Annotated in this window: 19 protein-coding genes; 8 read left to right on the top strand and 11 right to left on the bottom strand. The window is 69.9% G+C overall.

Features of this window, described 5'->3' with window-relative positions:
- The first annotated feature begins 209 nt into the window (after positions 1-209).
- From AWQ68_RS34045 to AWQ68_RS34055, 3 genes are all read left to right on the top strand, one after another.
- The gene (locus AWQ68_RS34045; protein WP_066948778.1) at positions 210-749 is read left to right on the top strand and encodes a winged helix-turn-helix domain-containing protein; all 540 of its coding nucleotides are present in this window, start codon (positions 210-212) and stop codon (positions 747-749) included.
- A gap of 98 nt (positions 750-847) precedes the next feature.
- The gene (hrpA, locus tag AWQ68_RS34050; protein WP_066948781.1) at positions 848-4,723 is read left to right on the top strand and encodes an ATP-dependent RNA helicase HrpA; all 3,876 of its coding nucleotides are present in this window, start codon (positions 848-850) and stop codon (positions 4,721-4,723) included.
- A 40-nt stretch (positions 4,724-4,763) separates the two neighbouring features.
- Positions 4,764-5,405, top strand: coding sequence for an HAD family hydrolase (locus tag AWQ68_RS34055; RefSeq protein WP_245656387.1), 642 nt, complete (start codon positions 4,764-4,766; stop codon positions 5,403-5,405).
- 87 nt (positions 5,406-5,492) lie between these two features.
- Here AWQ68_RS34055 and AWQ68_RS34060 read toward each other — a convergent pair whose 3' ends face one another.
- Together AWQ68_RS34060 and AWQ68_RS34065 are read right to left on the bottom strand one after the other, a co-directional pair.
- On the bottom strand, positions 5,493-5,798 hold the full coding sequence (locus tag AWQ68_RS34060) for a DUF397 domain-containing protein (RefSeq protein ID WP_066948783.1): 306 nt from the start codon (positions 5,796-5,798) through the stop codon (positions 5,493-5,495).
- Positions 5,789-6,568, bottom strand: a complete 780-nt coding sequence (locus AWQ68_RS34065; RefSeq protein ID WP_066948945.1) for a helix-turn-helix domain-containing protein — start codon at positions 6,566-6,568, stop codon at positions 5,789-5,791. Before AWQ68_RS34065 ends, AWQ68_RS34060 begins: the two co-directional genes overlap by 10 nt.
- 133 nt (positions 6,569-6,701) lie before the next feature.
- Here AWQ68_RS34065 and AWQ68_RS34070 point away from each other — a divergent pair, with 133 nt between their 5' ends.
- Positions 6,702-7,238: an ATP-binding protein gene (locus AWQ68_RS34070; protein WP_066948786.1), complete on the top strand. Its 537-nt coding sequence runs from the start codon at positions 6,702-6,704 to the stop codon at positions 7,236-7,238.
- Between the two features lie 44 nt (positions 7,239-7,282).
- Here AWQ68_RS34070 and AWQ68_RS34075 read toward each other — a convergent pair whose 3' ends face one another.
- Together AWQ68_RS34075 and AWQ68_RS34080 are read right to left on the bottom strand one after the other, a co-directional pair.
- Positions 7,283-7,666: a hypothetical protein gene (locus tag AWQ68_RS34075; protein WP_218007150.1), complete on the bottom strand. Its 384-nt coding sequence runs from the start codon at positions 7,664-7,666 to the stop codon at positions 7,283-7,285.
- 156 nt (positions 7,667-7,822) lie between these two features.
- Positions 7,823-8,956 (bottom strand): FAD-dependent oxidoreductase, encoded by a 1,134-nt coding sequence (locus tag AWQ68_RS34080; protein ID WP_066948792.1) that lies wholly within the window; start codon positions 8,954-8,956, stop codon positions 7,823-7,825.
- A gap of 62 nt (positions 8,957-9,018) precedes the next feature.
- Here AWQ68_RS34080 and AWQ68_RS34085 point away from each other — a divergent pair, with 62 nt between their 5' ends.
- Both AWQ68_RS34085 and AWQ68_RS45415 read left to right on the top strand, forming a co-directional pair.
- A complete protein-coding gene (locus AWQ68_RS34085) occupies positions 9,019-9,471 on the top strand; it encodes a MarR family winged helix-turn-helix transcriptional regulator (protein ID WP_169809039.1) in 453 nt (150 codons plus the stop codon).
- Positions 9,472-9,956: 485 nt separating this feature from the next.
- Positions 9,957-10,250, top strand: coding sequence for a hypothetical protein (locus tag AWQ68_RS45415; protein WP_245656379.1), 294 nt, complete (start codon positions 9,957-9,959; stop codon positions 10,248-10,250).
- A gap of 139 nt (positions 10,251-10,389) precedes the next feature.
- On the opposite strand, the gene AWQ68_RS34095 is transcribed toward AWQ68_RS45415, so the two are convergent.
- Positions 10,390-11,601 (bottom strand): SGNH/GDSL hydrolase family protein, encoded by a 1,212-nt coding sequence (locus AWQ68_RS34095; protein WP_066948797.1) that lies wholly within the window; start codon positions 11,599-11,601, stop codon positions 10,390-10,392.
- Positions 11,602-11,935: 334 nt separating this feature from the next.
- Between AWQ68_RS34095 and AWQ68_RS34100 the strand changes: the two genes are divergently transcribed.
- Entirely contained in the window at positions 11,936-12,730 is a 795-nt protein-coding gene (locus AWQ68_RS34100) for a tyrosine-protein phosphatase (protein WP_066948800.1), read from the top strand.
- Positions 12,731-12,813: 83 nt separating this feature from the next.
- Here the strand turns inward: AWQ68_RS34100 and AWQ68_RS34105 are convergent, their stop codons facing one another.
- Together AWQ68_RS34105 and AWQ68_RS34110 are read right to left on the bottom strand one after the other, a co-directional pair.
- Complete coding sequence (locus AWQ68_RS34105) at positions 12,814-13,890, bottom strand: Gfo/Idh/MocA family oxidoreductase (RefSeq protein WP_066948803.1); 1,077 nt, start codon at positions 13,888-13,890, stop codon at positions 12,814-12,816.
- A gap of 57 nt (positions 13,891-13,947) precedes the next feature.
- Entirely contained in the window at positions 13,948-14,853 is a 906-nt protein-coding gene (locus tag AWQ68_RS34110; protein ID WP_066948804.1) for a proteasome assembly chaperone family protein, read from the bottom strand.
- A 550-nt stretch (positions 14,854-15,403) separates the two neighbouring features.
- Here AWQ68_RS34110 and AWQ68_RS34120 point away from each other — a divergent pair.
- Positions 15,404-15,988, top strand: coding sequence for a DinB family protein (locus AWQ68_RS34120; protein ID WP_066948809.1), 585 nt, complete (start codon positions 15,404-15,406; stop codon positions 15,986-15,988).
- Here AWQ68_RS34120 and AWQ68_RS43035 read toward each other — a convergent pair.
- The 4 genes from AWQ68_RS43035 to AWQ68_RS43045 all read right to left on the bottom strand — a co-directional run bounded on the left by AWQ68_RS43035 (position 15,985) and on the right by AWQ68_RS43045 (position 18,027).
- On the bottom strand, positions 15,985-16,152 hold the full coding sequence (locus tag AWQ68_RS43035) for a hypothetical protein (protein ID WP_157546137.1): 168 nt from the start codon (positions 16,150-16,152) through the stop codon (positions 15,985-15,987). The genes AWQ68_RS34120 and AWQ68_RS43035 overlap by 4 nt on opposite strands.
- Positions 16,149-16,559 (bottom strand): hypothetical protein, encoded by a 411-nt coding sequence (locus tag AWQ68_RS45420; RefSeq protein ID WP_066948812.1) that lies wholly within the window; start codon positions 16,557-16,559, stop codon positions 16,149-16,151. The genes AWQ68_RS43035 and AWQ68_RS45420 overlap by 4 nt, the downstream gene beginning before the upstream one ends.
- An 88-nt stretch (positions 16,560-16,647) precedes the next feature.
- Positions 16,648-17,688 (bottom strand): PP2C family protein-serine/threonine phosphatase, encoded by a 1,041-nt coding sequence (locus tag AWQ68_RS34130; protein ID WP_218007151.1) that lies wholly within the window; start codon positions 17,686-17,688, stop codon positions 16,648-16,650.
- Positions 17,689-17,784: 96 nt separating this feature from the next.
- Positions 17,785-18,027 carry a hypothetical protein gene (locus AWQ68_RS43045; RefSeq protein ID WP_157546139.1) on the bottom strand — a complete coding sequence of 81 codons (243 nt, stop codon included), beginning with the start codon at positions 18,025-18,027 and terminating at the stop codon, positions 17,785-17,787.
- Positions 18,028-18,286: the final 259 nt, after the last annotated feature.

Below are 18,286 nucleotides of genomic sequence, written 5' to 3' on the forward strand. Positions count from 1 at the left end.
AGAAGTCTGGCAGTGGCGGATCGTCAACCGCTAATTCCTAAATCCCTACCTGGACACCATAGAATTTCGCTGTCATGATGGCTGACATGAGATCAGGGCGAGTTCTGACCGAGCGCCGTCACATCGACCTGCTCCGCGTCTGCGCCGCCGCCTGTTGACCTCCGGTTCCACAAGATCCGGCACGTCACCAGGTCCGAAGGAGAAGCGCAATGACCCAGGCGGAGATCATCGACCTCGCCACCCGTGAGCCGGTCCGGGACCGGGCCGGGGCGGACGAGGGCACCGTACTCAGCGTGGTCCCCCTCCCCGGGGCGGAGGCCGCGCTCATCATCGTCGGGCACGTCGTCCCCCTGTCCCAGGCGTCCCAGGTCCGGGACGCGTGGCAGGCCCCGCCCGCGCCCGCCGCGCGGCGCGACGACGATGCCGCCGAGGTGGACGGGTTCGTCGTGGACCGCTCCGCCCGCACCGTGCGGGTGGACGGCGGCGACGTCGAGCTCACCTACCGCGAGTTCGAGCTGCTCGACTTCCTGTGCTCCGCGCCCGGACGCGTCTACACGCGCCGCCAGATCATGGCCGCCGTGTGGGACAAGTACGGGGACGAGAGCCCCCGCACGGTCGACGTCCACGTCCTGCGGCTGCGCAGGAAGCTGGGCCGGCACGCCGGGAAGATCGTGACCGTGCGGAACGTCGGCTACCGGTTCGTCCGCAGTGTCCCCGCGGTTGTGGCCGGGGGTGGGCCGAAGGCCTGACCCGGGGCGGGCGGGCTGCCGGGACCGCCGGGGCGCGACGGTCCCGGCGGTAATCCGGTGGCGGAGACATACCCGGTCTTACCTATGCTTACGGCGGGATGAAAACTTCGCTCGCCGATCTGCAGGGAAGCCTGCCTGACTTGATGCTGCGCGATCAGCGCAGGCTCCGCCGGCGCATCGACGGCATGCGCAAGATACGGGACGGCAAGGCTCGCCAGGCCGTGGCCGCCGAGATCGCCGCCGACATCGAGGCGGCCGAACTCCGCGTCGCGGCCAGGCGCGAGGCCATGCCGTCGATCAGCTATCCGCCGCAGCTCCCGGTCAGCCAGCGCAAGGACGACCTGCTCGCGGCCATCCGGGACAACCAGGTCGTGATCGTCGCGGGCGAGACCGGCTCCGGCAAGACCACCCAGCTCCCGAAGATCTGCCTGGAGCTGGGCCGCGGCGTCCACGGGCTGATCGGCCACACGCAGCCGCGCCGGATCGCGGCGCGCACGGTGGCCGAGCGCATCGCCGAGGAGCTGTCGATCCCGCTGGGCGACGTCGTCGGCTACAAGGTGCGCTTCACCGACCACTCCAGCGACGGCACGCTGGTCAAGCTGATGACGGACGGCATCCTGCTGGCCGAGATGCAGACCGACCCGCTGCTGCTGCGCTACGACACGCTCATCATCGACGAGGCGCACGAGCGCAGCCTCAACATCGACTTCATCCTCGGCTATCTCAGGCAGCTCCTGCCCAAGCGGCCCGACCTCAAGGTCATCATCACGTCCGCCACGATCGACCCCGAGCGGTTCGCGCGGCACTTCGCCTCCCCGCAGGGCGACGCGCCGATCGTCGAGGTCTCCGGCCGCACCTATCCGGTCGAGGTGCGCTACCGCCCGATCGAGGAGGACGACGACCAGACGCAGGCGATCGCCAACGCGGTGGACGAGCTGTGCGCCGAGGGGCCGGGCGACATCCTCGTCTTCCTCAGCGGCGAGCGCGAGATCCGCGACACCGCCGACGCGCTGAAGGGGCGTAACGAGGAGGTTCTCCCGCTGTACGCCCGGCTGTCGGCGGCCGAGCAGCACCGCGTGTTCCAGTCGCACCGCGGCCGCCGGATCGTCCTGGCCACCAACGTCGCCGAGACCTCCCTCACCGTCCCCGGCATCAAGTACGTCATCGACCCCGGCGCCGCCCGCATCTCCCGGTACAGCCACCGGCTCAAGGTGCAGCGGCTGCCCATCGAGCCGATCTCGCAGGCGAGCGCCAACCAGCGCAAGGGACGCTGCGGCCGCACCTCCGACGGCATCTGCATCCGGCTGTACTCGGAGGAGGACTTCCTCAGCCGGCCCGAGTTCACCGACCCGGAGATCCTCCGTACCAACCTGGCGTCGGTCATCCTCCAGATGACCTCGCTGGGCCTCGGCGACATCGCGGCCTTCCCGTTCGTCGAGCCGCCGGACAGCCGCCAGATCAAGGACGGCGTCAACCTGCTGCACGAGCTCGGCGCGATGGACGCCAAGGGGCTGACCCCGGTCGGCCGGAAGATCGCGCAGCTCCCCGTGGACCCGCGGCTGGCCCGCATGGTGCTGGAGGCCGACAAGAACGGCTGCGTCCGCGAGGTCATGATCATCACGGCGGCGCTGTCCATCCAGGACCCGCGCGAGCGCCCGGTGGACAAGCAGCAGGCGGCCGACGAGAAGCACCGCAGGTTCGCCGACAAGGAATCCGACTTCGTCACCTACCTCAACCTGTGGAAGTACCTCAAGGAGCAGCAGCGCGAGCTGTCCTCCAGCGCGTTCCGCCGGCTGTGCCGCAGCGAGTTCCTCAACTACCTGCGCGTACGCGAGTGGCAGGACATCGACAGCCAGCTCCGCCAGGTGGCCAAGAACCTCGGCGTCGTCGTCAACAGCGTGGACGCCGACCCGCAGCGGGTGCACATCTCGCTGCTGTCCGGGCTGCTGTCGCACATCGGCGTCAAGGACGTCGTCGAGTCGAAGGGCGCACGCAAGCCGGACGGGCCGCGCCGTCCCATCACCGAGTACATCGGCGCCCGCAACGCCCGCTTCGCGATCTTCCCGGGGTCGGCGCTGGCCAAGGCGCAACCGCAGTGGGTCATGTCCGCCGAGCTGGTGGAGACCTCGCGGCTCTGGGCCCGGGTCAACGCCAAGATCGAGCCCGGGTGGGTCGAGCCGCTCGCCCAGCACCTCCTCAAGCGCACCTACAGCGAGCCGCACTGGGAGAAGGACCAGGCCGCCGTCGTCGCCTTCGAGAAGGTGACCCTGTACGGCGTGCCGATCGTGACCGAGCGCAAGGTCAACTACGGCCGGATCGACCCCGAGCTGAGCCGCGAGCTGTTCATCAGGCATGCGCTGGTGGAGGGCGACTGGCGCACCCACCACAAGTTCTTCCACGAGAACCGCAAGCTGCTCCAGGAGGTCGAGCAGCTTGAGGAGAAGGCCCGCCGCCGGGACATCCTGGTCGACGACGAGACGCTGTTCGACTTCTACGACCAGCGGATCCCCGCCGACGTCGTCTCCGGACGCCACTTCGACAGCTGGTGGAAGAAGACGGCTCCCGCCAAGCCCGACCTGCTGACGTTCTCACCCGAGATGCTGGTCAACGAGAGCGCGGGGGTGAGCGCCCGGGACTATCCGGACGCCTGGCGGCAGCGCGGCCAGCGGATGCGCCTCACCTACCAGTTCGAGCCGGGCACCGACGCCGACGGCGTCACCGTGCACGTCCCGCTCGCCGTGCTCAACCAGGTCGAGCCCACCGGGTTCGACTGGCAGATCCCGGGCCTGCGCGAGGACTTGGTCACCGCGCTGATCCGGTCGCTGCCCAAGCAGCTGCGGCGCAACTTCGTGCCCGCGCCCAACTACGCCAAGGCCGTGCTCGAACGGGTGGCGCACGAGGGCGGTGCTCCGGCCGAGCCGCTGCTCGACGTGCTGGAGCGGGAGCTGCACCGGCTGACCGGCGTGACCATCCCGCGCGACGCCTGGGCGCCGGATCAGGTGCCCGACCATCTGCGCATCACGTACCGCGTGATCGACGACAGGAAGCACGTTATCGCCGAGGACAAGGACCTCGACGGGCTCAAACGGCGGCTCGCCCCCCGGCTGCGCGCCACGCTGTCGAAGGCGGCCGACGACCTGGAACGCAGCGGCCTGCGCGAATGGACCATCGGCACGCTGCCTCGCGTGTTCGAGCAGGGCCGCATGAAGGCATATCCCGCGCTCGTGGACGAGAAGGACAGCGTCGCGGTGCGGATGTTCGACACGCCCGCCGAGCAGGAACGCGCGATGTGGGCGGGCACCCGGCGGCTGCTGCTGCTCGGCTCGGTCAACCCGGCCAAGGCCATCCTGCGCGGGTTGACCATGACGCAGAAGCTGGCGCTCAGCCGCAGCCCGCACGGAGGGGCCACCGAGCTGTTCGACGACTGCACCGCCTGCGCCGCCGACCGGCTCATCACCGAGGCCGGCGGCCCCGCCTGGGACGCCGCGGGCTTCGGGCGGCTGCACGACCACGTACGCGCCGGGCTGTACGACACCACCGAGGACGTCGTCGGCAAGGTGGAGCGGGTCCTGGCGACCTGGCACACCGTGCAGAACGCCGTCGCCGGCCCGGCCGACGCGGTCGCCGACATCAAGGAGCAGCTCGACGGCCTGATCTATCCCGGCTTCGTCACCGCGACCGGCTACGTCCGGCTGCCCGACCTGCACCGCTACCTGCGGGCGGTCGAGCGCCGCCTGCAGAAGCTGCCGGACGACCCGTACCGCGACCGCGAGTGGATGCACCAGATCCACGACATCGAGGACGAGTACCGCGACCTGCTCGACCGGCTCAAGCCGGTGGACCGCGACAGTCCGGCCGTACGCGAGATCCGCTGGATGATCGAGGAGCTGCGGGTCAGCTTCTTCGCCCAGCAGCTCGGGACCCCGACCCCGGTCTCGGAGAAGCGCATCCGCAAGGCGATGGAGCGGCTGTGACGGGACAGCGTGAGAGAAGCGTGGAGGAGCGGCCGTGAACATCCGATCACTGGTGTTCGACGTCGGTGAGACCCTGATCGACGAGACGCGCATCTGGTCCCGCTGGGCCGACCGGCTGGGGGTGCCGCGCCTGACGTTCATGGGCGTCCTCGGCGGGATGGCCGCGCTCGACCGCTCGCACGCCGACGCGTTCCAGGTGGTCCGCCCCGGCCTCGACCTCGACGCCGAGATCGCGGCGTGGCGCGCGGAGGACCCGGACGGCCTGCGTGAGAACTTCGACGGCGACGACCTCTACCCCGACGTGCGCGACAGCCTCGCCGCGCTCAGGGCCGCCGGATACGAGCTGATCGTCGCGGGCAACCAGCCGAGCCAGGCGTACGACGCGCTGCTCGCCATGGACCTGCCGGTGGACGCGATCCACACCTCGGCCGCCTGGGAGGTCGAGAAGCCCGCGCCGGAGTTCTTCGCCAAGGTCGCGGCCGTGGCGGGCCGGAGTCCGGAGGAGATCCTCTACGTCGGCGACCGGATCGACAACGACGTCCTTCCGGCGAGAAGGGCGGGCATGCGCGCCGCGCTGCTGCGCCGCGGGCCCTGGGGCTACCTCCACGCGGAGCGTCCGGAGGCGTCCCAGGCCGACCTGGTCGTCGACAGCCTCGCCGACCTGGCCGCCCGCCTCACCTGACGATCCGTACGGTTGGGCCGCCTCCGGCCGGCACGGGAGGGGGATGGCGGCCGGAGGCGGATGAGTACGGAGGGGGCGGGAGCGGGATCAGGCGAGGTCGAACTCGTCGGCCTTGACCCCGGCGACGAAGGCGTCCCACTCGGCGGGAGTGAAGAACAGGCTGGGACCCTCGGGGTCCTTCGAGTCGCGTACGGCGATCAGCCGGTCGTGGTCCATTTTGTGGGCGGCGCCCGCGAGGCGGCCCAGCCTGTGGGCGGCGTCGCCGACCGCCGCAGTGCGGACGGGATGCGGGGGGCCGGCGGCGACGCCGGTCAGCTCCGCGACCTCGACGCAGTTGCCGCCGTTGTCGCCGGAGAAGCTCGACTTGCGCCAGCGCGCCTTGCTCAGGTCCATCGTTCCTCCACCGTTCTCTCAATGAGCTCAAGGGACATGTTCAGCGGCAACGCCTCTGTGCGTATCGCCTCGAACCGCTCGATCGCTGTGCCGACGTCCTCGTGGTCGCTGGTGGCGATGCCCCGGACGGCGGTCTCCGCATACAGTACGTCGGCTCCGCCGTCCAGGGTCGCGATTACGAAACCTCCGAGCAGGCCGGAGTGCATCCCCTGGGGCACCACCTGAACGCTCAGCCGTGGGCCGGTCACCCGGACCAGATGGCGGAGCTGTTCGTGCATCACCTTCGGACCGCCGATGGGCCGATAGAGCACCGCCTCGTCGATCACGCATCTCAGGACCGGTGGCGGCGGGTCCTCGCGGGTGAGCATGAGCTGCCGGTGCAGGCGGGCCGCCACCGCCGTCTCGTCGCCGCGCAACACCACCCGCGCGTACGCCTCGGTCTGGAGCAGGCCGGGGATCAGCAGGGGTTCGTAGGTCCGCAACGTGGTGGCGACCTGCTCCTTGTCGCGCCACTTGCCGAACCAGGAGGGGAAGACCTGGCCCTTGCGCCAGTCGAGCAGGCGGCCCAGCGCGCCGCCGGTGCCGAGGGCCTGGTCGCAGGCCCCGGCGAACTCGGGACTGGCCGGAAGCTGGCCGGTCTCGACGCCGCTGATCAGGGATTCGCTGAAGTGGATCTTTTCGGCGAGCTGGGCCTGGGTGAGGCTCGCCGCCTGCCGGTAATGGCGCAGCTCCCTGCCCCATATCGACTGTGGTGAATAGACGTCGACCACGATGCCCCCTTTGCCGGAGTTCAATCGCGTGAAGCCGATCCGCAAGAAGCGGCCTTGGTAACCAATCCTTTACAGACAGTAGCGCCGCCTCGGCAGGCTGGTTCTGGGAATTCGAGACCCCAGGAGAGCAGCGATGAAACAGTCGTTCGGCGGACGTACGACATCAACCGCTCGCATCGCGTCCACCGGGCGCGCGGGGTCCGCCGCCTACGGCGCGGCCACCGCCCGCGCCACCATCTACGAACGCACGGCGTACGCCCCGGAGCGGCTCGCCCCCGTCCTGGGCGAGAAGTGGATCCCGCGGGACGGGAGGTGCCTGGCGTCCGCCCGCCGGTTCGTCCGTGATGTGGCCGTCGACTGGAAGGCGGCACCCGACATCCCGGAGGTCGCCGAACTCCTCGTTTCGGAACTCGTCACCAACGCCGTCACCCACGGAGCCGTCGGCGTCCCCGCCACGAGCACCGTGCGCATCTCGGTGAGCCGTGAGCGCGAGTTGCTCGTCGTCGACGTCCACGACCCCTGTCCCGCCCTGCCGCGCCGGTGCCGGGCCCGCGACCTCGACGTCGGCGGCCGGGGCCTCGCCATCGTCGAGACCTTCTCCCACGACTGGGGCTGGACCCTCACCCAGTACGGCAAGTCCGTCTGGTTCCAGCTCGTCGCCTGGTCCTGACCGGTGCCTGTTTCGAAGTCGGGGCGGGGATATTCGATGAACGGTCAAGCGCCGTCGGTTGACGGAAATCCGCGCCCGGACGCTCGTTCAAGGGCGATGCGGGTGAGCCAACCAAGGGCGGCAGTGAACAGCGGCGGCCACGCGATCGGCCCGACGGTGTAGGCGACCAGCACCACGAGCGGGATCCATACACGGTGCACGGCTTGGTAGAGCGCGCCGGGCGGACGAACCCCGGCGAGCCGCGCCAGGTCGATCAGCACGAAGAACGCGAGCGCGGCGACGGTGGTCGGCACGCCGTACTTGACACTCTCGAAGACCGCGAACGCGGCCAGGAGGAGCGCGAGCACACCCCAGCCGATCTTTCGCGGCCGACCGCCACCTTCCGGCACGTGCTGCGACACCTCATCACGCCTGCGCTCTGTCGTCACAGGCACAATCTAGGACAGAGATCGGAGCGCGTAGCCGCGCCGCCTTCGATGCCGGCCTTCGTTCCGACGCCGTCGGGAGTGGGCGATGCGGCCGACGGATGTGGCCGCCCACACGGAGGAGCGGGATCCCCGAGGTGGGCGGCGTCCGGAGCTTGGTCATACAGGTGGCGCGGCGGTCGCGGTCAGGCGGTTGCTGAAGCGGGCGAGCATGGCGGTCTGTGCTGTTTCGGGGATCAGCCGGGCGAACAGTGGAGGGGTGCGCCAGTTGGCGGGGTTGCGCTTGGCCATCCGGGAAACCAGCGATATGTGCGGATAGCGGGCCTGCTCGTAGGCGCGCAGCCGTACCGCTGGATCGTCGCCGCCCTTGGCGATCTCCTGCCCGAGCACCCACGCGTCCTCGAGGGTCTGGTTCGCGCCCTGCCCCAAAGTGGGCGGCATGGTGTGGGCGGCGTCGCCGACCAGGGTGACGCGGCCCTCCCCCCACACCCGGCGGACCTTGTTCCAGTGGTGTCCGAAGAATTCGAGGTCGTCCTCGGTGGCGGCGGCGAGCACCTCGGGGACGGGCGACGCCCAGTGCCCGAACCGGCGCCTCAGCTCGGCCAGCGGCGCGGTCGGCCGCGGGGCTGCGGGCGACCAGCGCGTGTCGAACCACCACTGCAGCAGGCCGTTCCCGGCGGGCATGAGCCCGCACGCGCCCTCCCGGCCCGTGATCATGAGGTGCCGGGTCGTGTCGGTGATGGGGATCTCGATCGGGCTGAGGCCCTGCCAGGTGCCGAAGGTCGCCGGTCGCACGGCGCCGTCGCCCCACAGGTGGCGCCGTACGGCCGAATGGTGGCCGTCGGCTCCGATGAGCAGGTCTCCGGTCGCGGTCGATCCGTCGGCGAAGGTCACGGTGACGCCGTTCTCGTCCTGGGTCACGCTCCGGCAGGTCATGCCGTAGTGCACGAGGTCGTCCGGCAGGCCGCCGGCCAGGCGGTCCATCAGATCACGGCGGGGGACCGCCTTGGTCGGAAAGCCGTACCGGTCGGCCGCGTGGGCGATGTTCATGCTCATGCGCAGCCGGCCGCCGGAGGTCAGCGCGTCGATCCGGTCGATGCGGGCGCCGACGTCGTCCAGGCCGATGCCCAGATCGTTCAGGACGGCGTTGCCGTTGCTCCAGACGAGCAGCGCCTTTCCGCCTTCCCGCCGGGCCGGCGCCTGCTCGAAGATCCGTACCCGGTGACCGGCGGCCAGCAGGACGCGCGCGACGGCCAGGCCGCCCACTCCGGCGCCGATGATGAGAACGTCCACATCTTCTCCACTTCAAAGTATCTTCACTTCGAAGATACATTGCTCTGGAGTAGATTCGGGAGGTGGCCGCCAGACATCCAGAAGAAACGATCTTCCGCGAGTTCCTGATCGCGATCCTGCTGTACAACGAGGCGGTCGCCGACCGGCTCGGCCTGCAACCCGTCGACGTCGCCGCAACGATCCTGCTGGAGGTACGCGGACCGCTCTCCGTGGGGGCGATCTCCGAGGAGCTCGGGCTGCCGTCCGCCTCGACGACGCGGCTGATCGACAGGCTCGAGAAGGCGGGCTACGTGCGCCGGGTGCGCGGCGAACGCGATCGGCGCACGGTCACCGTGGAACTGGTCGAGGGCGGCCTGGACGACTACGACGCCGCCTGCGCGCAGTCCCGGAGGCACCTGGACGCGATCGCCACGCACTACACGCCCGAGCAGGCGCCGCTGCTGCTGGACATGTTCTCGCGCGTCGCCGGCGCGTACCGATCGGCCACCACGGAGCTGCGCCAGGACGGGAACTGACTGCGGGAAGACCGGCTCGGCTCTCCGGCGGCCAGGCTGCCCAGAACGCCACGTCGCCCGGCTGCGTGCCCGCTCGCCGCAGGCGTGCCGGCGACCGCCCAGGGTTGCAAGAAAAGACGTACGCGGCCGAATTTGATAAGTACAATTAGCTCTTCGAGAGGCATATCAAATTGCGGTTCGCCCGTGCACACGTGAGGTTCAGTGGCAGGTAGGGGCCGCCCAAGCAGGGCCACCGTCTATACGCGGTTGGATCGAGCCCTGAATGAGCTGAATCGGCGTCTCGGCGGCCTCCCCAGTCCTACCGAAGCCCAGGACATCTGGGCGGACATCTGGCACCAGGAAGCCCACCACTCGACCGCTCTGGAGGGCAACACCCTCGTCTTGCGTGAGGTCCAGGCCTTGCTGGACCAGGGCCGCGCGGTGGGTGCGAAGGGTACCCCCCCATCGTCGTGTTCAAGAGACAACGCGAGACGTACCTGACTGCCATGCGTCGCGCCGACGCCGGGGACTACGGCGCTCTGGGTGAGCTGATCGCTCGCGCGATGGAAGACAACCTTAACCGCTTCATCGTGCCGAACGTTGCCGGTCCCGTCCGCATGGTTCCCTTGGCGGCGTTGGCCGATGACGAGTTCACCGTTCAGGCACTCCGACAGGCCGCCCAACGGGGCCGACTGTCCGCCGTCCAAGGTGCGGATGGCGTTTGGCGATCGTCCAAGAAGTCCGTTGAGGCATACCGCGCCTCCAAGCACAAACGTTCCCCGAAGAAGAGCGGGGCGTGACCACTCACAGCGGGGGTTGGATAGCCGGCCACTCGTCGAGGACGCTCCGCGGAGCACCTCGCACAGACCGTGGCACCCCGTGAGGGTGCCACGGTAAGGGGCCGGGAGGAGCTGGGCCGAGGGGAGTCGGCCCGCGCCGTCAGACGAGCTGCGAGAGGCGCACCGCGTACGCGAGCCTGCGGCGGCCGGCGTCGCTGAGGTGGATGTGGTCGCCGTGGTCGTACACGGGGGCGAGCTGGGCGGGGAACCCGGGGTCGCGCACCGCCTGGTCGAAGTCGATCACGCCGTCGAACGCCTTGCTGGTCCTGATCCAGACGTTGACCTCCTGGCGGATCTCCTCGCGCTCCTCCGTCCAGGTCGAGTAGCCGTAGAACGGCGTCAGCGTGCCGCCGAGGATGCGCAGCTTCTTCGCGTGCGCGAGCTTGATCATTTTCTTGTACGCGTTGATCAGCGGCTTCGCCGAGGTGTACTCGCCCCGGGAGATGTCGTTGATGCCTTCGAGGACCACGACCGTGCGGACGCCCGGCTGGGACAGCACGTCGCGCTTGAACCGGCTCAGCGCGCTCGGGCCTACGCCGGGCTGCAGCACCCGGTTCCCCGCGATGCCGACGTTGAGCACGCCCATCCGCTTGGCGGTCGGGACCTGTCCGAACCGCTGGTAGAGGTAGTCGGTCCACCGCCGGTTCGCGTCGCTGCCCTGGCCGGTGCCGTCGGTGATGGAGTCGCCGAGCGCGACGACGGAGCCCGCGCCGCCGCCCGTGGTCACCGCGATGCGGTCCAGGAAGTACCACTGGGTGCTGGTGCCGGTGAACGCCTCCGCGGTCTCGTCGGCCGCGTGGTCGCCCGGCGTGGAGAGGTAGGTGGTCGCGTAGGCCCGGTCGTGACCGGTGACCTCCTCCACGGCGGTCGGGACGTAGGCGCTGACCACCACGTCCTGGCGGCCCGAGATCTTTCCCTCCAGGGGATCGCTCCAGACCGCCTGGCCGGGCGGCACCGTGATCCACTTGCGGCCCTCGAACGTGAGCGGGCGGTTGGACTTGGTGACGAGCTCCGCGCCGTACGCCTGGAAGCCGAGGTGCACGTTCTTGAACGTGACCGGCTTCCTGCCGAAGACGTTGGACAGGCGGACGCGCAGGCCCGCCCCCCCGACGCTGGTGCGTGCCACCATGCGGACGGTCTGGCCGCCGATCGTGATGGCGAGCCGGTCGGTGGCGGTCAGCCGGTCGCTCGCGGTGGACCACGTCCCCACCAGGTGCCGGGACTCGGCCCCGGCCGGTGACGCGGGAAGCACTCCCGCCACCGCAGTCATGACCACCGCCGCCATGGCCAACCGGTGAACCGGCCGTCGCATCGTCGTCCTCCTGGTTCGATCGCACCGTGCGACGGCTTACATTACGGGCATTTGTCACAGTAGACGCATCAGTCAGCGGCGAATCGACAGGGAAAATCGGTCCATCCCGTCCCAGATCTCCAGGTCGTTGTTCAAGATCGCCAGGTGGGGACGGGTATGCCGGTCTTCCTCCTCGTCACGCCGTCGCGCCGTGCGCTCTGACAAGTTCCGTTATGTGTGGACTTGTCCTGATACATGCTCCTGACATCCCGCGCGTACGGAGGACGGCGCCGGGCCACCGAGCATTAACTCGCACCTCATTGCGCCGACGCGTGCGCTGGATAGGGTCGAGGCGATGAACGACAACGAACGCTGGATTGCTCTTGACGGCGCCGTCAACGTAAGGGACCTCGGCGGCCTGCCCACCGCCGACGGAGGGGCCACCCGGTTCGGGCGGGTCCTCAGGGGCGACAACCTCCAGGGACTGACCGATGGGGACCTGGTCCGCCTGGTCGGAGATCTCAAGCTCAGGCACGTGGTCGACCTGCGCTCCCACGCGGAGGTAAGGCTGGAGGGGCCCGGCCCGCTGACCCGGCTCCCCGAGGTGGGGCACCACCACCTCAGCCTCTTCGCCGAGGCGGGCCGGTTCACCGACGTCGAGGCCGACGTGATCGACGGGGACCGGGTCCTGCCCTGGGGCCGGTCGCCGAAGGTCGACGAGGAACTGCGGGTCACCGGCTATTACTACGGATATCTGCGCGCCCGGCCCGACTCGGTCGTGGCGGCCCTGCGGGTGCTCGCCGGCGACGACGGCATGGCGCTGGTCCACTGCGCCGCGGGCAAGGACCGCACCGGCGTGGTGAGCGCGCTCGCCCTCTCCGTGGCCGGGGTGACCCGCGAGGCGATCATCGCCGACTACGTCGCCACAGGGGAGCGGCTGGACGGCGTCCTCGCCCGCCTGCGCGCCAGTGACACCTACCGCGCGGACCTCGACGGCAAGCCCGCCGACCACCACCTGCCGCGCCCGGAGTACATGGCGCAGTTCCTGCACACTCTCGACCTGCGGTTCGGCGGCCCCCTGGGCTGGCTGGAGCGCAACGGCTGGACCGAGCGGGACACCGACGTCCTCCGCTCCCGGCTCCGCGACTGACGGCGAGGAACGCCGAGCCGGGTCCCGTCGCGCCGCAGCCGGCGAGCGGGTCCCGGCCGCGACGCCGTCGCTGGGGGAGCGACCTAAGAGGTGACGGTGGGCAGCGCGACCGTGGACCGGCTCTCCGCGGAGCGGCGCGCCGCCTCCAGGACGGCGAGGCACGCGACGGCGTCGCGCGGGTCCACCGGCGGGGGAGCGCCGTCCCTCAGGCACGCCACGACTCCCGCGTAGAACTCCTGGTACGCGCCCGGCTCGGTCGGGACGGCGCGGCTGTCGCCCTCGACGCCGAGCTCTCCCCACCGGTCCGGCGGCTCGACGCCCCAGGCCGCGCCGTCGGCCCGTGCCGTCCCGTCGGGCCGCTCGCCCGCCCGCAGGCACGCCTCCTGGGGGTCCAGGCCCCATTTCACGTACGCGCCGCGCGAGCCCAGCACCCGGAAGCGCGGGCCGAGCCGCCCCGCCACGGCGCTCATCCATAGGTGGGAGCGCGCGCCGCTCACATGGGTCAGCGCGACGAACGCGTCGTCGTCGGAGCGGACCCCGGGACGGCGCGCGTCGGTCTCGGCGTACACGGTGGAGACCGGGCCGAGGAGCTGGAGCGCCTGATCGACGAGGTGGCTGCCGAGGTCGTACAGCACGCCGCCGATCTCGTCCGCGTCGCCCAGCTCGCGCCAGCCGCCCTTCGGCACCGGCCGCCAGCGCTCGAACCGGGACTCCAGGCGGTGGATCGTGCCGAGCTCGGGCAGCAGGCGGCGGATCGTCAGGAAGTCGCCGTCCCACCGCCGGTTCTGGAACACGGTCAGCATCAGGCCGCGCTCGGCGGCCAGCCGGACGAGGTCGCGTGCCTGGGCGGCGGACCCGGCGAGCGGCTTGTCCACCACGACGGGAAGGCCCGCCTCCAGCGCCGCCCGCGCCAGCGGCACGTGCGTGCGGTTGGGAGAGGCGATCACCACGACGTCGCAGCGGCCGGGAAGGTCGTCGGCCGAGGCGAGGACCTCCGCCCCCGGATGCGCCCGCCGTACCCGGGCGGCCCGCTCCGGGGCGCCGGTGACCACCGCGGCCAGCCGGAGGCCGGGCGTGGCGGCGATCAGCGGGGCGTGGAAGAACTCTCCGGCCGTGCCGTATCCGGCGAGGCCGACGCGGATCTCAGACTCCTGGGGCATGGCCCAACGATATTGGCCCGCGGCGGGCGACCCGTCCGGCCGCCCGGCCGGGGCGGCTCAGCCCTCGCTGTCGTCGCGCTCGGCCAGGAACGCCTCGAACTGGGCGGCCAGCTCGTCGCCGGTCGGCATCGGGGTGTTCTCCGCGAGGAGGTTCTCCCGCTCGGCGCCCGCCTGGAACGCGTCGTACTGCTGCTCCAGGCCCCGGATGGCGCCGGACAGCTCGTCGGAGGCCTGGATCTGCTCCTCGATCTCGGCGTTGGTCTTCTCCGCGGCGGCGCGGAGCGTGTCGGTGGGGAAGACCAGGCCGGTGCCCCGGGTGACCGCTTCGAGCGCCGTGACCGCGGCCTGGTGATACTCCGCCTGGGCGAGGTAGTGCGGCACGTGTACGGCGTAGCCGAGCGCGTCGTGGCCCTTGGAGCCGAGGCGCAGCTCGATCAGCGCGGCGGCACTGCCCGGCACCTGGACCTTGCCGAACGGGCTGGGCGCCCCGGTTACCAGCTCGGGACGGCTGGCGTGCGCGGTGAGGCCGAGCGGGCGGGTGTGCGGGACGCCCATCGGGATGCCGTGCACGGTCACCAGTTTGCCGACGCGGAGCCGGGTCGCCAGCATGCCGACGGCCTCGGTGAACAGCTCCCACTCGCGGTCGGGCTCGGGGCCGGTCATGATCAGGAACTGGGTGCCGGTGACGTCGGTGGCCAGGTAGACCGCCAGTTCAGGGGTCTCGTAGTCCACCCAGTGGTCGCCGTCGAAGACCATCAGAGGACGGCGTGAGCGGTAGTCGAGCAGCCGGTCGACGTCGAACGTGGCGATCAGGCGGTGCTCCAGTTCGGCGAGCAGGTGTCCGACGGCAAGCCGGCCCGCCGCGCCCGCGTCCACGAAGCCCTCGAAGTGGTAGAGCAGCACCGGATCGGCCAGCTCGGGCGCGTCGCCGTCGAGCCTGTAGAGATCCGTCGGGTCGAGCACCTGCGTCCCAGCCTTTCCTCATGAACGTTTCTCTGGTGAACCATCGAAAGGTCCCACGGATTCCGAGTTGGTGGGGTGGACACTACCCGGTGCACAACGGATCCCATGGAGTCGGACCCGGAATCTGGAAGAGTTCGCGACCAAGCTGTTCTGGTTCGCGCGGGCGGGGGAGAGCGCCGCTACCGCCAGCCCAAAGGAACGCGAGAGGCTCGAAAGGAGGAGCAAGGCGCTCGCCAGCATGCTGGCCAAGATCGAGGAGCGTCAGCGGGGTGGCGGGTGATCGACCACCACAAGACGTGCCAGCACCGCGCCTATCGGCTCACCTGCGAAGACTTCGACCTGCTGTACGAACGCGCCGAAGGTCAGCGCGCACTTGCCCGATCGCAGGACTAAGCCCCCGCCAACGACAGTTATCTTTGGTGACTCTCAGTCGTGCGGCAAGTACTTCAAGTAGTGTGAGCGGCTACTTGACGCACAGTATCTGGGGGTCCGTACGGCATGTTGGGCAGGTCAGGTGCGGCCGAGCGGCAGCCTGACAGAATCGTGACCCATGATCGATGATTTCGCGAAAGACAACCTGCACGAGAGACTGCGGCGGGACCGCAAGGCGCTGCTCTGGAAACTCGACGGCTTGTCCGAATACGACGCCCGCCGACCTTTGACAGCGACCGGGACCAACCTCCTCGGCCTGGTCAAACACGTGGCCACCGTCGAGGCCAGGTACTTCGGCGAGGTCTTCGACCGCCCTTCCCCGGAACCGCTGCCCCGGTGGCAGGACTCCAACGGCAGCGATCTGTGGGCGACCGAGGACGAGACCCGCGATCAGATCATCGGGTTCTACCGGCGCACGTGGGAACACTCGGACGCGACGATCAACGAGCTTCCCCTCGACGCCCCCGGCCATGTGCCGTGGTGGCCGGAGTCAACGCCGGCCTGGCACACGAACCTGTTCGCCATCATGGTCCACGTCCTCGGCGAGTCCACCCGGCATGCCGGACACGCCGACATCCTGCGCGAAGGACTCGACGGCCGGACCGGGTTGCGCGCCGAACACGAGAAGCAGATCGACGAGGAAGCCCGTGCAGCCTACTGCGCGAAGATCGAGCAGGCCGCCAGGGCGGCCCGCACCAATTAAGGCTTAGCGGGGCTTTTGCGGTTCTTGCGGTACCAGGTGGCCTGCGGCACACCGCACGCCCGCAGCGCCGCACGGCGTCCGATCAGCGGGGCCAGTTCCTCGGCCGCCTCCTCCTGCACGGCGCGGGCCGCCCCGGTGTCAGGAACGGCGTGGGCGTGGGTCACTGCTCGCCCCGGGGCGTGGGCGTCTCGCTGCTGGTGGCGAGCTGATCCAGCAGCGCGAAGAGCTTTCCCTGCACCTCGATCACCTGGCGGGTCTTGTCGAGTTCGGCGCGTAGCCGCTCGACCTCGCCCTCCAGCGTGTCGATCTTCTTGTCCCGGGGGTCGGCTTTGGGCCGGCCGACCGGTCGGGCCAGTGCCTCGGCGGCGCCGTGGTCTCGGGCGGTCTTCCAGCTGGAGATCAGCGAGGAGTACAGGCCTTCCCGGCGTAGCAGCGCGCCTTTGCCGGCCTTGTCGAGCTGCTCGTACTCCTGCAGGATCCGGGCCTTGTACGCCGCGGAATAGCGGCGGGCCGTGGCCCGCTCACGTACCTGCGGGTCAGGGGTCTCCGGGTCTGGCTGTCGTGCTCCCACGAAGGGATGTCTCCTTCCCCACCCTCGATACAGAGTTATGTACCTGTTTGCCGCCTCTGTCTAGTTTGACAGGGAGGGAAACTCCGCGTTAGCGCTGGTGGCTTGTATGCGAGTGCAGATACTGGCGTTCGATGGCGATCACGGCGGCGTCGTCGCGCAGTCGACCGCCCGCGTGTGCGAGTAGGTCGGTGCGCAGGTGCTCCAGGAGAACGTCCGGGCGCTCCCCGGTCCAGGCCACGGCGCGTTCGGTAAGCGGGTAGAAGTCGCCCTGGGCGTTGCGTGCTTCGATCACGCCATCGGTGTACAGCAGGAGAAGGTCGCCGGCCTTGAAGTCGAACGTGTCAGCGTGGTGGCAGGGCATGCCCAACTGCAGGCCGAGCGGGGGGCCGGGCTGGCGGGCGCAGAGTGTGCTGATCCGCCCTCGCCGCAGCAGGAGCGGCGGGGGGTGGCCGCAGTAGACCATCTGCACCGTGGGGGTGTGGTCGGGGATGTCGATGAGGATCGCGGTGATGAAGCATTCCCGCGCCAGATCGTCCTCACCGGGCTCGGCCAGGTTCCAGCAGACGCTCGCGTCCAGGTAGGCGGTGAGTTCCGCCAGGTCGGCCTGCCGATGCGCGGCCGCTCGGAAAGCGCCCAGTAGCAGCGCGGCGTCACCCACGGCGGTGAGGCCGTTGCCGCGGACATCGCCGACGATCAGCCGCGTGCCGCAGGCGGTCCGGGCCGCCGCATACAGGTCGCCGCCGATCTGCATCTCGGTCTCCGCCGCCAGGTACACCGCGGCCACGCGCAGCGGCCCGATCCGCGGGGGCAGCGGACGCAGCACCAGGCCCTGGGCAATCTCGGAGACATGCCGCACCCATCTCAGCTCCCGCACCTGCCGCTCCCGCACCCCGGACAGGATCACCGCGAACACCGACACCAACACCACGGAGGCCATCTGCGCCATGCGCTCCACCGAAGAAAGATCGTTGAGAACGACGCCGATGACCACCTGGCCCCCCTGGGCCAGCACACCGGTCAACGCGGTCAGTCTTGGCCCCAGGGTCACCGCAGCGAGCGCCGGCGCGGCGACCAGGAGCGGTCCGAGGTGCAGGTGACCAGGAGTAGCCAGATTGGTGGCGGTGATCACGACGATCAGCGCGAGCGGAACGGCTACCAGGGCCCGAGCTGCGTACCATGGCCTGCGGCGACCTGCCGGTCGCTCTCTGAAGGGCACCCTTCCTTATTACACCGCGAACACCTGTGCCACAGCGCGAGGTCGCTGTCCGCGAGAGCCGGCCACCCGACGGCGCTGGATCTCCCGCTCGGTCGGCGGCGCGGGCGGAAAGTCCTGCGGCATCGGCAGTCCCCATAATCCTTCTTCGGACAACCGTTCTCGGTGAGTACAGACCGTCTCGCCTTCGTCCGCCACGACCAGCGGCAATAACCCGGAAAACACCACATTCACAAGCTTATCGAGATCATGCATGGCTTACTGTTACGTGCCGGGACGTTCCGTCACCACCGAATCTGCGACAGAGCCGTTGGCTGGACAGACTCGACTGGGACGCCGGCCGATGGTTCCCCCGACCAACGCGCTTCCCTGGAGCTGTCTTGGTGATGTGAGAGCGCGGCGTTCACCCCTGGATGGTAGAAGGAAGGCCCCGCACCGGGATGATGCGGGGCCTTCTCAGGTCTTCGCGGAGGGCGAGGCGGGCCTGGTGCGCCGTCCCGTATGGGGAACACAT

This window comes from Microtetraspora fusca (assembly GCF_001570365.1).
GTDB lineage: Bacteria > Actinomycetota > Actinomycetes > Streptosporangiales > Streptosporangiaceae > Microtetraspora > Microtetraspora fusca.

Coding starts and splice junctions, on each gene's coding strand:
- AWQ68_RS34045 (WP_066948778.1), top strand. CDS start 210: ATGACCCAGGCGGAGATCATCGACCTCGCCACCCGTGAGCCGGTCCGG.
- hrpA (WP_066948781.1), top strand. CDS start 848: ATGAAAACTTCGCTCGCCGATCTGCAGGGAAGCCTGCCTGACTTGATG.
- AWQ68_RS34060 (WP_066948783.1), bottom strand. CDS start 5,798: ATGGACCTGAGCAAGGCGCGCTGGCGCAAGTCGAGCTTCTCCGGCGAC.
- AWQ68_RS34070 (WP_066948786.1), top strand. CDS start 6,702: ATGAAACAGTCGTTCGGCGGACGTACGACATCAACCGCTCGCATCGCG.
- AWQ68_RS45415 (WP_245656379.1), top strand. CDS start 9,957: ATGCGTCGCGCCGACGCCGGGGACTACGGCGCTCTGGGTGAGCTGATC.
- AWQ68_RS34095 (WP_066948797.1), bottom strand. CDS start 11,601: ATGCGACGGCCGGTTCACCGGTTGGCCATGGCGGCGGTGGTCATGACT.
- AWQ68_RS34100 (WP_066948800.1), top strand. CDS start 11,936: ATGAACGACAACGAACGCTGGATTGCTCTTGACGGCGCCGTCAACGTA.
- AWQ68_RS34105 (WP_066948803.1), bottom strand. CDS start 13,890: ATGCCCCAGGAGTCTGAGATCCGCGTCGGCCTCGCCGGATACGGCACG.
- AWQ68_RS34120 (WP_066948809.1), top strand. CDS start 15,404: ATGATCGATGATTTCGCGAAAGACAACCTGCACGAGAGACTGCGGCGG.
- AWQ68_RS43045 (WP_157546139.1), bottom strand. CDS start 18,027: ATGCATGATCTCGATAAGCTTGTGAATGTGGTGTTTTCCGGGTTATTG.